Annotated in this window: 14 protein-coding genes; 4 read left to right on the top strand and 10 right to left on the bottom strand. The window is 71.1% G+C overall.

Features of this window, described 5'->3' with window-relative positions; translation table 11 throughout:
* Positions 1-33 precede the first annotated feature (33 nt).
* Genes VFW66_14795 through VFW66_14785 form a run of 3 tightly spaced genes read right to left on the bottom strand, consistent with a single transcriptional unit; the run spans position 34 to position 2840 of the window.
* Positions 34-1038, bottom strand: coding sequence for a Gfo/Idh/MocA family oxidoreductase (locus VFW66_14795; GenBank protein HEX5387969.1), 1005 nt, complete (start codon positions 1036-1038; stop codon positions 34-36).
* Between the two features lie 25 nt (positions 1039-1063).
* Complete coding sequence (locus tag VFW66_14790; GenBank protein HEX5387968.1) at positions 1064-2356, bottom strand: SpoIID/LytB domain-containing protein; 1293 nt, start codon at positions 2354-2356, stop codon at positions 1064-1066.
* The gene (locus VFW66_14785; GenBank protein ID HEX5387967.1) at positions 2337-2840 is read right to left on the bottom strand and encodes a YajQ family cyclic di-GMP-binding protein; all 504 of its coding nucleotides are present in this window, start codon (positions 2838-2840) and stop codon (positions 2337-2339) included. The genes VFW66_14790 and VFW66_14785 overlap by 20 nt, the downstream gene beginning before the upstream one ends.
* Before the next feature lie 178 nt (positions 2841-3018).
* Between VFW66_14785 and VFW66_14780 the strand changes: the two genes are divergently transcribed.
* From VFW66_14780 to metX, 3 genes are read left to right on the top strand one after another with little or no spacing between them, the layout of a single operon-like run.
* Entirely contained in the window at positions 3019-4359 is a 1341-nt protein-coding gene (locus VFW66_14780) for an O-acetylhomoserine aminocarboxypropyltransferase/cysteine synthase family protein (GenBank protein HEX5387966.1), read from the top strand.
* A gap of 19 nt (positions 4360-4378) precedes the next feature.
* Positions 4379-4918: a carbonic anhydrase gene (locus VFW66_14775; protein HEX5387965.1), complete on the top strand. Its 540-nt coding sequence runs from the start codon at positions 4379-4381 to the stop codon at positions 4916-4918.
* Positions 4915-6009, top strand: coding sequence for a homoserine O-acetyltransferase (gene metX / locus VFW66_14770; protein ID HEX5387964.1), 1095 nt, complete (start codon positions 4915-4917; stop codon positions 6007-6009). Before VFW66_14775 ends, metX begins: the two co-directional genes overlap by 4 nt.
* Here the strand turns inward: metX and VFW66_14765 are convergent.
* The 7 genes from VFW66_14765 to larE all read right to left on the bottom strand — a co-directional run bounded on the left by VFW66_14765 (position 5939) and on the right by larE (position 12439).
* Complete coding sequence (locus tag VFW66_14765; protein HEX5387963.1) at positions 5939-6799, bottom strand: sigma-70 family RNA polymerase sigma factor; 861 nt, start codon at positions 6797-6799, stop codon at positions 5939-5941. The genes metX and VFW66_14765 overlap by 71 nt on opposite strands.
* Positions 6800-7027: 228 nt before the next feature.
* Positions 7028-8518 (bottom strand): aldehyde dehydrogenase family protein, encoded by a 1491-nt coding sequence (locus VFW66_14760; GenBank protein HEX5387962.1) that lies wholly within the window; start codon positions 8516-8518, stop codon positions 7028-7030.
* A gap of 12 nt (positions 8519-8530) precedes the next feature.
* Positions 8531-9037: a hypothetical protein gene (locus VFW66_14755; protein ID HEX5387961.1), complete on the bottom strand. Its 507-nt coding sequence runs from the start codon at positions 9035-9037 to the stop codon at positions 8531-8533.
* A complete protein-coding gene (locus VFW66_14750) occupies positions 9034-10401 on the bottom strand; it encodes a sigma-54 dependent transcriptional regulator (GenBank protein ID HEX5387960.1) in 1368 nt (455 codons plus the stop codon). Before VFW66_14750 ends, VFW66_14755 begins: the two co-directional genes overlap by 4 nt.
* 24 nt (positions 10402-10425) lie before the next feature.
* Positions 10426-11064 carry a hypothetical protein gene (locus VFW66_14745; GenBank protein HEX5387959.1) on the bottom strand — a complete coding sequence of 213 codons (639 nt, stop codon included), beginning with the start codon at positions 11062-11064 and terminating at the stop codon, positions 10426-10428.
* Complete coding sequence (gene thpR / locus VFW66_14740) at positions 11061-11615, bottom strand: RNA 2',3'-cyclic phosphodiesterase (GenBank protein HEX5387958.1); 555 nt, start codon at positions 11613-11615, stop codon at positions 11061-11063. Before thpR ends, VFW66_14745 begins: the two co-directional genes overlap by 4 nt.
* Positions 11615-12439, bottom strand: coding sequence for an ATP-dependent sacrificial sulfur transferase LarE (gene larE, locus VFW66_14735; GenBank protein HEX5387957.1), 825 nt, complete (start codon positions 12437-12439; stop codon positions 11615-11617). The genes thpR and larE overlap by 1 nt, the downstream gene beginning before the upstream one ends.
* Between larE and arfB the strand changes: the two genes are divergently transcribed.
* Positions 12438-12998, top strand: a complete 561-nt coding sequence (gene arfB / locus VFW66_14730; protein HEX5387956.1) for an alternative ribosome rescue aminoacyl-tRNA hydrolase ArfB — start codon at positions 12438-12440, stop codon at positions 12996-12998. The genes larE and arfB overlap by 2 nt on opposite strands.
* Positions 12999-13002: the final 4 nt, after the last annotated feature.

Genomic DNA, 13002 nt, shown 5'->3' with positions numbered 1-13002 from the left:
CTCCGCCGGTCCGCCCGTCCGCCCGTCCGCCTCTCACAACTGCACGTCGCGCCCGTCCTGCGCCGAGCGGTAGATCGCCTCCAGCACGCGATGCAGCACCACCTGCTCGTCCAGCCGCGGCACCGCGGTGTCGCCCGCCACGGCCGCCTCGAAGTGCGCCCACTGCGCGCGGAACGAGGCGAGGAACGGATTCTCGCGGCCCCCCGACCCCGTGGGCGCCACGTCGGTCGGTACGCCGTGCAGCTCCTTCCACACCTTGAGCGGATTCACCGCCGCCGTTCCCTTGCTCCCACGGATCCCGACACCGAAGCGTTCTCCCTCGCCGATGTGGCGCCAGGTCACGTCGAAGAAGAGGCAGAACCCGCCATCGCATACCAGGAACGCGCTGCCGGACTGCTCCACCCGGTCCTTGCCGGCGCGGTCGAGGGCGGCGCTCGCGCGGATCGGGGGGGGATTGCCCGCGAGCCAGAGGCTGAGGTCGAGAATCGTGAGCCCCAGATCGAACATCGCCCCGCCGCCCGACTGCTCCCGCCGGGTGCGCCAGCCGAGCTGCGCGCGCGCGGGGCGGTACACGTGCCAACTGCCGCGCGCGCTCTCGAGCGCGCCCAGCTCGCCGCTCTGGACGAAGCTGCGGACGATCTGGACGTCCGGCCGGTAGCGATGATTCATCCCGACGAGCACGACGCGCCCGCGCCGCTCGACCGCGCGCTGAATCCGCTGCGCGCTCGCGAGCGAAATCGTGAGCGGCTTCTCGACCAGTACGTGCAGGTTGGCGGAGAGCGCGGCGAGGATGTGGGATTCGTGCAGGTGCGTCGGCGAGCAGACCACGACCGCGTCCAGCTCCTCGTAGCGCAGCAGCTCCTCGATGTCGTCGAATGCGTCCTTGATGCCGTACCGCTCGGCCAGCGCGCGGGCCTTCGGCAGGTCGCTGTCGCAGAGCGCGCGCACGTCGGTCTTCATTTTCTTGAACGTCGGCAGGTGTGCGATCTGGGTGATCGCGCCCGCGCCGATGACCCCGACCTTCAACGTGTCGCCCACGCGCTCGCTCCAGTGAGCCGGCGCCTCAGTAGAGGCGGCTCAACTCGGTATCCGGGTAATACGCTGCGAGGATGCGATCGAACGTCTGGCCGGCCCGCGCCCGGCCCACGGCGCCCCACTGGCAGAACCCGACGCCGTGCCCATTGCCGCCTCCCTCGGCTACAAGGTGAGTGAGCCGGCCGCCGGCGAGCGTCGGTGTGAGCGCGAACGCATTGCTCCGGAGCGGCTCGCCCGCGGCGGTATGGAGCACCTGCCGTACGAGCGGGCCATCCACCCTGAGCTCCTCACCGGGCAGGACAATGCCGAGCTCGGCCACGCGGCCCGACGCGCTGCGGCTTTCCACTCGGACATCCTGCAGCTCGTCGAGGCGCGGTGGCGGGGCACCAACTGCGGCGGGGAGCGTGCGCCGGAGCACCGCGCGCAGCGCGTCGCCCGACCACTCCTCCCGCCAGTGAAAGCGCGGCGAGATGCTGCAATAGGCGATGCCATCCGGACCCACATCGGACACCGAGCGGAGATACGGCCGCGCCGCGCCGCGGAAAATTTCCGTGCCCTCCGCCGTGCGGCCGCCGCAGGTCGAGAAGAAGAAGGCGTCGATCGGCGCGCCGTTCCAGGCGACGAAGAGCCCGCGGGTGGACTCGACGGCCTCGCGACCCTCGGGCGTCTCGGCGCCGATGCCCGCGTACACCTGGTCGGCCACGGTGGCATAGAGATCGAAACCCTGCGCGCGCCAGCGCCCCACGTTGCGCAGCGCGTAAGTGCGCGACACGACGGCCTGCGCGCGGAGCGCCTCGCGCTCGCTCGCGGCGCGCCGCCCCATCTCGGCGGATACGACGCCGAGGAGATACGCCTCTATCGGCACCTGGTTCACCACGGTGAGCCCGGTGCGGTCGCGAAAGAGCGTGAGCGCGCCGCGATATGCGCGGCCGTTCACCCGCACGGGCGCGCCCGGCTCCGCCGGCGTCACCACCGCCTGCGGCACATTGCCGGTGGCAACGCCGGAGCCGGTGGCGAGCGAGATGCCGTCGGTCGTGGCGGATGCGCGCCAGGTGTCGCCGGCCGGCACCTGGGTGAGGCGCGTGCCATCGGGGCCGGTCACGAGGAGCGCGGCGTCCCCGCCGAGCGTCACCGCGGGCGCACCGACGATGAGCCCCACCTGCAGGATCGGCTCGCCGCTCGCGGGGGCGCCCATCGGGGTTGGCGCGCCGGCCGGCGCGGGAGGGGCGCAGCTGCCGACGAACGCCGCCGCGAGCACCGCGGCCGCCGCGGCACCGAGCAGCGCGGCGCCGACGCGCCGCTCAGCCGCGGTAGTTGCCAAATCGGAGCTCGATCCCGAAATCCTGGCTCCGGAGGAGCGCGATGACGCTCTGCAGCTCGTCCTTCGACGGGCTCGTCACCCGGACCTCGTCGCCCTGAATGCTGGTTTGAGCCCGCTTGAACCCGCCGTCCTTCACCGCCTTGACGATCCGCTTGGCCACGTCGCCCGCGATCCCCTGGGTGAGCACGATCGTGCGCCGGACGGAACCGCCGCTTCCTTCGACCGGCTCGCCGATCTGGAGATTCTTCACGGGCACGCCGCGCTTGATGAGCCGCCCGCGCAGCACGTCGAGCAGTGCGTCCATCCGGAAGCTGTCGTCGGCGCTCAAGCGCAGCTCGGCCTTGTTCCGCTCGAACTCGATGGTGCAGTGGCTGCCCTTGAAGTCATAACGCTGGCCGACCTCCTTCAGCGCCTGGTTGACGGCGTTGTCGACTTCCTGCAAGTCGGCGCCCGTGGAGATGTCGAACGAGGCGGTGCTGGCCATGGGAACGCTGGGGCGGTTGGAGACTGCGGGGAGCTTAACCGCGGCGCGGGCGGACGGGCAAGCGGGCGGCGCTCTTGACGCGCGAGCCTGCGAGTCATATGGTGACGGTACGCCGGGGCCCGGCTCACGCGACGTGAGTCGGGCCTCTGCATTCGCCATTTTCCCGAGGGAACCCGCGATGTCCTACCATCTCGACACGCTTGCCGTCCATGCGGGGCAGGCGCCGGACCCGGCGACCAATTCACGCGCCGTGCCGATCTACGCCACCACGAGCTACGTGTTCAACGACACCGCGCACGCCGCGAATCTCTTCGGCCTCCGGGAGTTCGGCAACATCTACACCCGGATCATGAACCCGACGAGCGACGTCTTCGAGAAGCGGATGACCGAGCTCGAGGGCGGCGTTGCGGCGCTGGCCCTCGCGAGCGGACAGGCGGCCGAAACCCTCACCGTGCTCAATCTCTGCCGTGCGGGCGACAACGTCGTCTCCTCGCACACGCTCTATGGCGGCACCCACAACCTGTTCGCCTACAGCCTGCCCAAGTGGGGGATCACCACCCGGTTCGTGGACATCCACGATCTGGACCAGGTGCGGCGCGCCATCGACGATGGCACGCGACTCCTCTACACCGAGATCATCGGCAACCCGCGGCTCGACGTGCCCGACCTCGAGGCGCTGGCCGGCATCGCCCACGACGCCGGCATCCCGCTCGTGGTGGACAACACCTTTGCCACGCCCTTCCTCTGCCGGCCCATCCGCTACGGCGCCGACATCGTGCTGCACTCGGCCACCAAGTGGATCGGCGGGCACGGCACCGCCATCGGCGGCGTCGTGATCGACGCGGGGCGCTTCGACTGGACCAGCCCCGCCGCGCGCCGGCGGTTCCCCGAGTTCAGCAGCCCCGACCCGTCCTATCACGGGCTGGTATACACCGAGGCGTTCGGGCCAATGGCGTTCATCATCAAGCTGCGGGTGCAGCTGCTTCGCGATCTGGGCCCCGCGCTCTCGCCCTGGAACGCGTTCGCGTTCCTCCAGGGCATCGAAACGCTGCCGCTCCGCATGGCGCGGCATTCGGCGGCCGCGCTCGCCGTGGCCAAGTGGCTCGCGGCGGACGCTCGCGTGGAGTGGGTCTCGTATCCGGGGCTCGCGAGCCACCCGCAGCACGCCAACGCGGAGAAATACCTCGACGGCGGGTTCGGCGGCGTGCTCACCTTCGGGGTGAAGGGCGGTCATCCGGCCGCGCGGGCGGTGATCGATCGGGTGAAGCTCTTCTCGCTGCTCGCCAACGTGGGCGACGCGAAGTCCCTCATCATCCACCCGGCCTCGACCACGCACGAGCAGCTTACCGCCGAGCAGCAGCGCGCCACCGGCGTGGCGCCCGAGCTCATCCGCCTCTCGCTCGGGCTCGAGGACGTGCGCGACCTCATCGGGGATCTCGATCAGGCGCTCGGCACGCCGGACGAGGTCGAGCCGGATGCGCGCCGCACGGCGGTCCCCGCCACGGCGGGCGCGCGGTGACCCGGGAGCGGACCGGCCGATGACCTCCGCTGTCGATGCCATGCTCGAGGCAAACGCGGAATACGTGCGCGGCCTCGAGCCGCGCGCGATCCGTCCGCTGGGCGACTGCCGGCTCGCGCTCGTCACCTGCATGGACCCGCGGATCGTACCGCTCGTCGCGTTCGGGCTCGATCAGGGAAGCGCGTTCGTGATCCGGAACGCCGGCGGGCGCACCCGCGAGGCGCTGCGCTCGCTCGTCGTATCGGAGCGGATGGCCGGCACCAACGAAATCGCGGTGGTGCACCACACGCGGTGCGCCATGCTGGGCTTGAGCAACGATGACGTCCGCGCCCGGGTGAAACGCGATCTGGGCGCCGACGCGAGTCAGCTCGACGTGCAGGGGTTTGCCGATCTGGAGGAGAGCGTGCGCGACGACGTCGCGTTCCTGCGCGCGTCGCCGCTCATCGCGCGGACGACGGTGATCCGCGGCATGGTGTTCGACGTCGACACCGGCCGGCTCACCGAGGTGAGCACCGGCGCCGCGCCCGTCCGGCCCGGCGCGGCCGCCGGGTCCCTATGACCGTGACATCCCCCACGCCCGGCGTGGCGCGCGACTTCGCGCTCGGCAGCTTCACCACGGCCGCCGGTGAGGTGCTGGAGGATGCGCGCCTCCGCTTCGAGGTCACGGGCGACATCGAGGCCGCGGAAGAGCACGGCTGGATTCTCGCGTTCCACGCGCTCACCGGCAACGCGCACGTGGCGGACTGGTGGGGGCCGCTCGTGGGGCCGGGTCGCGCGCTCGATACCACGCGTCACGCCATCGTCAGCGCCAACCTGCTGGGTGGCTGCTACGGCTCGACCGGCCCGGGCGAGTGGCCGGCCGGCGCGCGTCCCCGGTTCCCTGCTCTGAGCTCGCTCGACCTGGCCCGCGCGCACGTGCCGCTGCTCGAGCACCTCGCCGTCACGCGCCTTGCCTGCGTGAGCGGCGGCTCGCTCGGCGGCATGGTGGCCCTCCAGTGGGGGCGCCTGAGCCCGGTGCCGGTGGACCGGCTTGTCGTGTTCGCGGCGCCGGCCGCAACGTCCGCGCAGGCCATCGCCTGGAACGCGACGCAGCGGATGGTCATCGAGGCCGACCCGGCGTGGCAAGGAGGCCGGTACCCGGCCGGCGGTGGCCCGGCCGCCGGGCTCGCGGCCGCGCGCGCGATCGCGATGATCACCTACCGCTCGGCGCCCGAATTCGCGGCGCGCTTCGGACGCGAACGCACCCGGACCGCCGGGCGATTCGACGTGGAGCATTACCTCCGCCGCCAGGGCGAAAAGCTGGTGGCGCGGTTCGACGCCGCGAGCTATGTGGCGCTCATGCGCGCCATGGATCTCCACGACGTGGGCGACCTCGCCGCCGCCGGGCGCGCCACGGCCGAGCGGGTGCGTGAGATCGTTGGCGTCGGGATCGACAGCGATATCCTCTACTACCCCGCGGAGGTGCGCGACTGGACCGCCGCCTATCGGGCGGCGGGCGCAAACGCCCGTTACACCGAGATCGCCTCGGTGTACGGGCACGACGCATTTCTCATCGAGTGGGATCAGGTGGCCGCGGCGCTCAGGCCAGAAAACTCTCCAGCGCGCGCGCCCGGCTCACATGGCGCAGCCGACTCAGCGCCTTCTCCTTGATCTGCCGCACCCGCTCGCGCGTGATGCCGAGCAGGCTGCCGATTTCTTCCAGCGTCATCGGCTCGGGGCCATCCAGGCCGAAGTAGAGCCGGAGGATCTTCGCCTCGCGCTCCTTGAGCGTCGAGAGCACTTCCTCTATTGACTCGGTGAGCGCGTGCTCGAAGGTCTCCGAATCGGGGCCGGGGTTCTGCGTGTCGGGGAGATAATCGAGGAGCTTGTTGTCTTCGCCCGGGGTGAGCGGGGCGTCCAGCGAGAGGTGGTTCTGCGAGATGGAGAGGGTTTTCTGCACCTCTTCCATCGAGATGTCCATGCCCTCGGCGATCTCGGACGGCGTGGGCTCGCGGCCCAGCTCCTGGAGGAGCGCCGACGAGCGCTTCCCGATGCGGTGCAGCGTGCCCGCGCGATTGAGCGGCACGCGGACGATGCGGCTTTGCTCCGCCAGCGCCTGGAGGATGGCCTGGCGGATCCACCACACCGCGTACGAGATGAACTTGATGCCCTTGGTCTCGTCGAACTTGTGCGCCGCGCGGATGAGGCCGAGGTTGCCCTCGTTGATGAGGTCGGCGAGCGAGACGCCCTGGTTCTGATACTTCTTGGCCACCGATACGACGAAGCGCAGGTTGCTGCGCACGAGCTTGTCGAGCGCCTCGGCTTCGCCCACGCGGATGCGCTGCGCGAGGTTGACCTCCTCCTCCTGCGGGATGAGTGGGTACCTGCTGATCTCGCGCAGGTACTGGTCCAGCGATCCCTCGTCGAAAGACGGCCCGCGCCTGCCGGAGCCAACCTGCATTGGACGCATACGACTCGACCTCACCACGGAGTGCCCCGCGCAAACTCTCACTGCGCGTACCTTACCCACCGCCGCGTCCCCGCGCAACGGCACGCGCGACATTCATTGCGTGCATGGCGCCAGTGCGGAGCCTGCGGCACACGAGCGGGGCGACGTGGCTCACACTTGGGCGCATTCGACCCGCGCCGCTCACGCGCTACGCTCACGCCTTACGCTTACGCGTTACGCTTACGCGTCGTAGGTGTCGATCTGCGCGCGCTGCAGGCGGCCGGAATAGTCGACGTAGCACACCTTGGTCTCCGAGTAGAAATCGTAAACCTCCCAGCCGCCCTCGCGGTGGCCGTTGCCGGTGGCCTTGACCCCGCCGAACGGCAGGTGCGCTTCCGCCCCGATCGTGGGCGCGTTGACGTAGGTGATTCCGTTGTCGAGCAGCTCGAGCGCGCGGAAGGCGAGATCCACATTCGAGGTGTAGATCGAGCTGGAAAGACCGTACCGCACCCCGTTGTTCACCCGCACGGCCTCGTCGAACGAATCCACCTTCACCACGCTCAGCAGCGGCCCGAAAACCTCCTCCTGCTCGAGCCGGCTGCCCGCGCGCACGCCGGCAAAGATCGTCGGCTCGAAGAACCAGCCCCGCTCGAGCGCTCCGCCCGGCTCGCGGCCGCCGGTCACCAGCTCGGCGCCTTCGCCGCGGCCCACGCCCACGTACGACGCGACCTTCTCCCGCGCCGCCTCGTGGATGAGCGGCCCTACCTCGGTGGCGGGCACGCGGCCATCGCCCAGGCGGAGCTTGCCGGCGGCATCCGCGACGCGCTGCAGAAAGCGCTCGTAGATCGGCGCGTGGAGAATGAGCCGGCTCGTCGCCGTGCAGCGCTGGCCCGCCGTGCCGAACGCGCCCCAGAGCACGCCTTCGAGCGCAAGATCGAGGTTCGCGTCGTCCATCACGATCTGCGCGTTCTTTCCGCCCATCTCGAGCGAGAGCCGCTTGTGCATCCGGCCGCAGATCTCGCCGATGATGGCGCCGGTGTCGGTCGAGCCGGTGAACGAGATCACCGGCACGTCGGGATGCTCCACGATGGCTCGGCCCGCGACCTCGCCGCGCCCGTGCACGAGCTGAATCACCTCGGCCGGAAGCCCCGCCTCGAGCAGGATCTCGACCAGCGTGTGCGCGGTCAGCGGCACGTCTTCCGATGGTTTGAGGATCACCGCGTTGCCGCAGAGCAGCGCGGGAAACGACTTCCACGTGGGGATCGCCATCGGAAAGTTGAACGGCGTGATGAGGCCGCAGATGCCAATGGGGCGCCGGTACGTCATCGCCCACTTGCTCGCAAGCTCGGACGGCACCACCTGGCCGAAAAGGCGCCGGCCTTCCGTGGCCGCGTAGTACGCGGTGTCGATCCCCTCCTGGACGTCGCCCCGCGTCTCCGCCACCACCTTCCCCATCTCGCGCGTCATCGCCTCGGCGATCGCGTCCTTGCGGGCCGTGAGGAGGTCACCGACGCGGCGCAGCACGTCGCCGCGCGCGGGGGCCGGCGTGCGGCGCCAGCGGTCGAAGCCGCGCTGCGCCGAACGCACCGCGGCCGCTACATCTTCGGGGCCGGAGTCGGGAAAGCAACCGATGAGATCGCCGGTGTCCGCCGGATTTCGGTTCTCGAAGTAGGCGCCACCCGCGGGCGCCACCCACTCACCGCCGATGAAGTTCTGGTAGGTCTTGGGCATGGCGGAAGGTACTCAGCCGCAGGTCCAGTGTGCCACGGCGCGGGCGTACCCGATGCGCGGGAGGATTTCGTGCGCGACGAGCCCCACGCCCCAGAGTGTCACCAGCAGAGCAACGAGGTGCGCCCGCGGCCGCCGGCGGTGCCAAGCCGAAACCGCGCTCCACCCGCCCGCAAGCACCACCATTCCGGTCACGCCTAGATAGAGGAAGAGCCCCGCCCCGCAGGCGCGTCCGTAGGGCCAGAACGGTACCGCCGCCGCGAGCACGGCGGCGAGCACGACGCGGAGCCACGTGGTCGTGGTCGCGCGCGGGCCGGCGACATGCGCGGGGAGCGCGGGCTTGGGGCTCGCGGACGATGCCGCCGCGGGCAGCGCGGCAGCCGGCGCCGCGCCCATGGCGGGTGCTCCGCCGGGACGCCCCGGGCTCGGCGCTGCCGGTGTACCCGCGGGCGGCGCGCTCCGCTCGATCGCGCGGTCGATCGCCGCCAGCTCCTTGTCCCAGTCCCGCGGCGGCGTGCTCACATCGATTCCCGCGTGAGCCCGTACCGCTCGATCTTCTTGTAGAGATTGGAGCGCGGCATCTTGAGCGCGCGCGCGGTCTCGGAAACGTTCCAGTCGTGTTCCCGCAGCTTCTGGTGCAGGAACGCCTTCTCGGCTTCGTGCTTGAAGTTCTCGAACGTCTGCGCGCCCGCGGCCGCGACCGACGGCGGGAGCGGACCGTCGGCGCCGGGAAAGAGCCGATCGATGTCGGCGGCGGTGACTGTCTTGCCCGGCGCCAGGATGAGCGCGCGCTCGACGACGTTGCGCAGCTCGCGAATGTTGCCGGGCCACATCCGCGCCTGAAGCCGCCGCACCGCATCCTCCGCGAACGGCTTCGGCGCCACTCCCGCGCCGGCCGAAAGCTGCTGGGTGAAGAAGGCGACGAGCGCAGGCACGTCCTCCAGCCGCTCGCGGAGCGGCGGCACCAGGATCTCCACCACGTTGAGCCGGTACAGCAGGTCCTCGCGGAAGCGCTGCTCCGCGATTTCAAGCCCGATGTCCTTGTTCGTCGCCGCGATGACGCGCACGTCCACCTGGATCGCCTTGGCGCCGCCGATCCGCGTGACCACGCCCTCCTGCAAGACGCGCAGCAGCTTGGCCTGCGCGGGGAGCGACATGTCGCCCACTTCATCGAGGAAGAGCGTGCCGCCGTCCGCCTGCTCGAACTTGCCCGCGCGGTCGGCAAACGCGCCGGTGAACGAGCCCTTCATGTGCCCGAACAGCTCGCTCTCGATCAGCTCCGACGGGATCGCGGCGCAGTTCACCTCGATGAACGCCCGCCCGCGCCGAGGCGAGGCCTCGTGCAGCGCCCGTGCGACCAGCTCCTTGCCGGTCCCGTTCTCGCCGGTGATCAGGACGCGCGCGCTCGTGGGTCCCACCCGCGCGATCAGCTCGCGCACGCCCTGAAGCGCGGGTCCGCCGCCCACCATCGCGTAGCGGCTCGCCGCCAGCTCGCGCAGCCGCTCGTTCTCGCCGGTGAGCGTCGCGTGCTGCAATGCGTTCCGCACGGTGACGAGCAGCCGGTCGGTGTCGAGCGGCTTTTCCAGGAAGTCGAACGCGCCGCGCTGCGTCGCCTCGACGGCGGTCGCGATGGTACCGTGGCCCGAGATCATCACGATGACGGCGTGCGGGTCGAGATCGCGCAGCCGCGTGAGCGTCTCGAGGCCGTCGAGCCCGGCCATCTTGACGTCGAGGAAGACCAGCCGCGGGCGGAACTCGGGGTAGGTGCTGATCGCCTCGCCACCCGAGGCGGCGCTCCGCACTTCCATCCCCTCGTACTCGAGCACCTGCTTCAACGCCTGGCGGATGCCGGGCTCGTCGTCGACGATGAGAACGCGCTGGCTCACGGCACTCCCCTCACGGTGCCCGGCTCACCGCGCCCGCGTCCCCACCAGCACGGTGCCCGACGGTCGGATGTGCACGGCCCGCACGCCGGCCGGTAGCGTGAGCGGCACCGTGCGCGTGTCGGTGCGTCCAAGCGCGTGGGAAACGAATCGATTCACGGCGTCGGTCGGAATGGGAATGTGGTGAATCTCCATCCTCTCGATGGTCCAGGCAGCGTGTCCCGGAGAGGTACCCCGCACGGGACCGGCCACCTGCACCCGCTGGCGATCGCTCAGAAAAAATGCGAGCGGGCCGAGCAGCTCGTGGGCGACGCCGCCCGTCTCGACGTCTGCGCCGACGCGAATGCCGCCATCGAGCAGGGTCACCTGGAGCGAGTCGAGCCGGTCGCGCACCGCGGGCGTCAGTCCTTCACGCACGAGCGACGCGGTCTCGGCGGCCGTGAGCACGACGGAGTCGGCGCGCCCGCGGGTGACCGCATTGAGCTTCCCCCGCGCGCTCTCGAGCGCCGCCGCACCCGGCGCCGCCTTCGTGACCTCGGCGGGATGACCGGTGAGCGTCCGCCAGGCCGCGCCGAGCCGGTCGCGGTAGAGCCAACCCACAACGAGCAGCACCACGAGGCCGAGGCAGCCGAGCACGCGGAACGAGCATGTGATGCAGCCCTTCATTCGCCGAGCGTGAGCGCAAGCCGCGCCTCGTAGCGAGGGCCCTCGGACGAGAGCAGGCTCTCATAGAGCACGAGTTGCTCGGCGCGGAAGGACACCTTGGGATGGCCTCCTCGAAATCGGTCGAGCGCGCCGGGGGGGAGGCGGTGGCCCTCGCGCACTCGGCCGAGCGTCACGTGCGGGGAGAACGGCGCGCCCTCGGGCGGAAAACCGATGGACTCGCCGCCGCGCTCGAGCCGGTCATAGAGCAGCGTGAGCGCGGACGGGGGCTCGAGTCCCACCCAGAGCACGCGCGGATGCCTGGCCGAGGGAAACGAGCCGACGTCGGCCAGGCGGAGTGAGACGGGAGCGCTGTCCGCCGCGGCAAAGCGCACTGACTCTTCGATTACGTCGAGCCGTTCCGGCGCCACCTCGCCGTAGAACTTGAGCGTGACGTGGAGACCTTCGTCGCGCACCCAGCGCACCGGCCACTCGCATGCCCTGAGGCGGCCGAGCAGGCCCGCGATTTCGTCGCGCGCGGGCTCGGGAATGGGCAGCGCGACGAAGAGCCGCATCAGCCGCCGGGCTGGCCCGCGCCGGCGTGCTCCAGCACCGCGAGCAGGCTCCCGCGCCGATACCCCCGCGGGTCCAGCTCGACGCCGCCGAAACCGAGCGCGGCAAAGGCCGCGGACACCGACGCCCAGCGCTCGCCGAGCCAGCCGTGGTGCTCGCGGCCCACCTCGAGCCGCGCGACAAGGCCGTGGTGCCGCACGCGCACGTCGCCGGTGACGCCAAGCGAGCGGAGGTAGGCCTCGCCTCGCTCGACCTGGCTCAGGCGCGCGGGCGTCACCTCGAGACCATAGACCACTCGGCTCGCGAGGCAGGGCGCGGCGGGCGCGTCCCACGTGGGAATGTCGAGCGCATGCGCCGCGGCGCGCACGTCGGCCTTGGTCCACCCCAGCTCGGCGAGCGGCGAGCGCACCCGGTGCTCGCCGGCGGCGCGGGTGCCCGGGCGGTGCTCGCCCAAGTCGTCGGCGTTGGTCCCGTCGATGACCGCGTCGAATCCGCGCTCGCGGGCCACCTTGCCCAGCCGCGTCCAGAGCTCGGATTTGCAGAAGTAGCAGCGGTCCGGGGCGTTGGCGCGGTACCGCGGATCATCCAGCTCGCGCGTGTCGAGCTCGAGCAGCGGAATGTCGAAGCGCCGCGCGAGGTCCAGCGCCGCGTGCCACTGCACCGCCGGATACGACGCGCTCCGGCCGAGCACGGCGAGCAGACGCTCTCGACCGAGCGCCCGCCTTCCGGCCACGGCGAGGAGGGCGGAATCCACGCCCCCCGAGTAGCCCAGGAGGACGCGGCCGTAGCCGGTGAGAAGATGTTGCAGAGCGGCGAGCGCGGGCATGGGGGAAACGTACGCGGGCCGGGAGATGGTCGCCAGCGGAACGGCGCCGCGCGGCGTGCGCTACGACGTGCCGGAGCGGCATGCTGGCGCGCCGCGCCGGATGCGTTACCGTTGTGGCGTGATTCGATCGCCCGCGCCCGGGGACGTCCCGGGCTTTACCGTGCCCGATGCCGAGCTGGTGTTTCGCGCGTCGCGCGCCGGCGGGCCGGGCGGACAGCACGTGAACACGTCGTCCACGCGGGTGGAGGTCGTGTGGGACGTCGCCGGGTCGCCCTCGCTCGACGAGGCGATCCGCGCGCGGCTCCTCACCCGGCTTGAGACGCGACTGGACTCGGAGGGGCGGCTCCGGGTGGTGGCGAGCGGCTCGCGCAGCCAGTTGCGGAATCGCGAGGACGCCACCGCGCGATTGAAAGAAGTGGTGCGGCGCGCGCTGGCGGAGCGGAAGCCGCGCAAGCGGACTCGCCCGCCTGCGGCGGCAAAGGCTCAGCGCCTCGACCGGAAGCGCCGCCGCGGTGCGCTCAAGCGGACGCGCCGGCCGGCGCGACACGACGAGGATTAGGAGA

The sequence above is a fragment of the Gemmatimonadales bacterium genome, from assembly GCA_036279355.1.
Lineage (GTDB): Bacteria > Gemmatimonadota > Gemmatimonadetes > Gemmatimonadales > GWC2-71-9 > DASQPE01.
The sequence above is the reverse complement of the archived record's forward strand: the minus strand, read 5'-3'. Positions and strand labels throughout refer to the sequence as shown.

Excerpts from the sequence above, each read along its gene's own strand:
- VFW66_14785 (HEX5387967.1), bottom strand. The coding sequence starts at position 2,840 with ATGGCCAGCACCGCCTCGTTCGACATCTCCACGGGCGCCGACTTGCAG.
- VFW66_14780 (HEX5387966.1), top strand. The coding sequence starts at position 3,019 with ATGTCCTACCATCTCGACACGCTTGCCGTCCATGCGGGGCAGGCGCCG.
- VFW66_14775 (HEX5387965.1), top strand. The coding sequence starts at position 4,379 with ATGACCTCCGCTGTCGATGCCATGCTCGAGGCAAACGCGGAATACGTG.
- metX (HEX5387964.1), top strand. The coding sequence starts at position 4,915 with ATGACCGTGACATCCCCCACGCCCGGCGTGGCGCGCGACTTCGCGCTC.
- VFW66_14765 (HEX5387963.1), bottom strand. The coding sequence starts at position 6,799 with ATGCAGGTTGGCTCCGGCAGGCGCGGGCCGTCTTTCGACGAGGGATCG.
- VFW66_14760 (HEX5387962.1), bottom strand. The coding sequence starts at position 8,518 with ATGCCCAAGACCTACCAGAACTTCATCGGCGGTGAGTGGGTGGCGCCC.
- VFW66_14745 (HEX5387959.1), bottom strand. The coding sequence starts at position 11,064 with ATGAAGGGCTGCATCACATGCTCGTTCCGCGTGCTCGGCTGCCTCGGC.
- thpR (HEX5387958.1), bottom strand. The coding sequence starts at position 11,615 with ATGCGGCTCTTCGTCGCGCTGCCCATTCCCGAGCCCGCGCGCGACGAA.
- arfB (HEX5387956.1), top strand. The coding sequence starts at position 12,438 with ATGGGGGAAACGTACGCGGGCCGGGAGATGGTCGCCAGCGGAACGGCG.
- larE (HEX5387957.1), bottom strand. The coding sequence starts at position 12,439 with ATGCCCGCGCTCGCCGCTCTGCAACATCTTCTCACCGGCTACGGCCGC.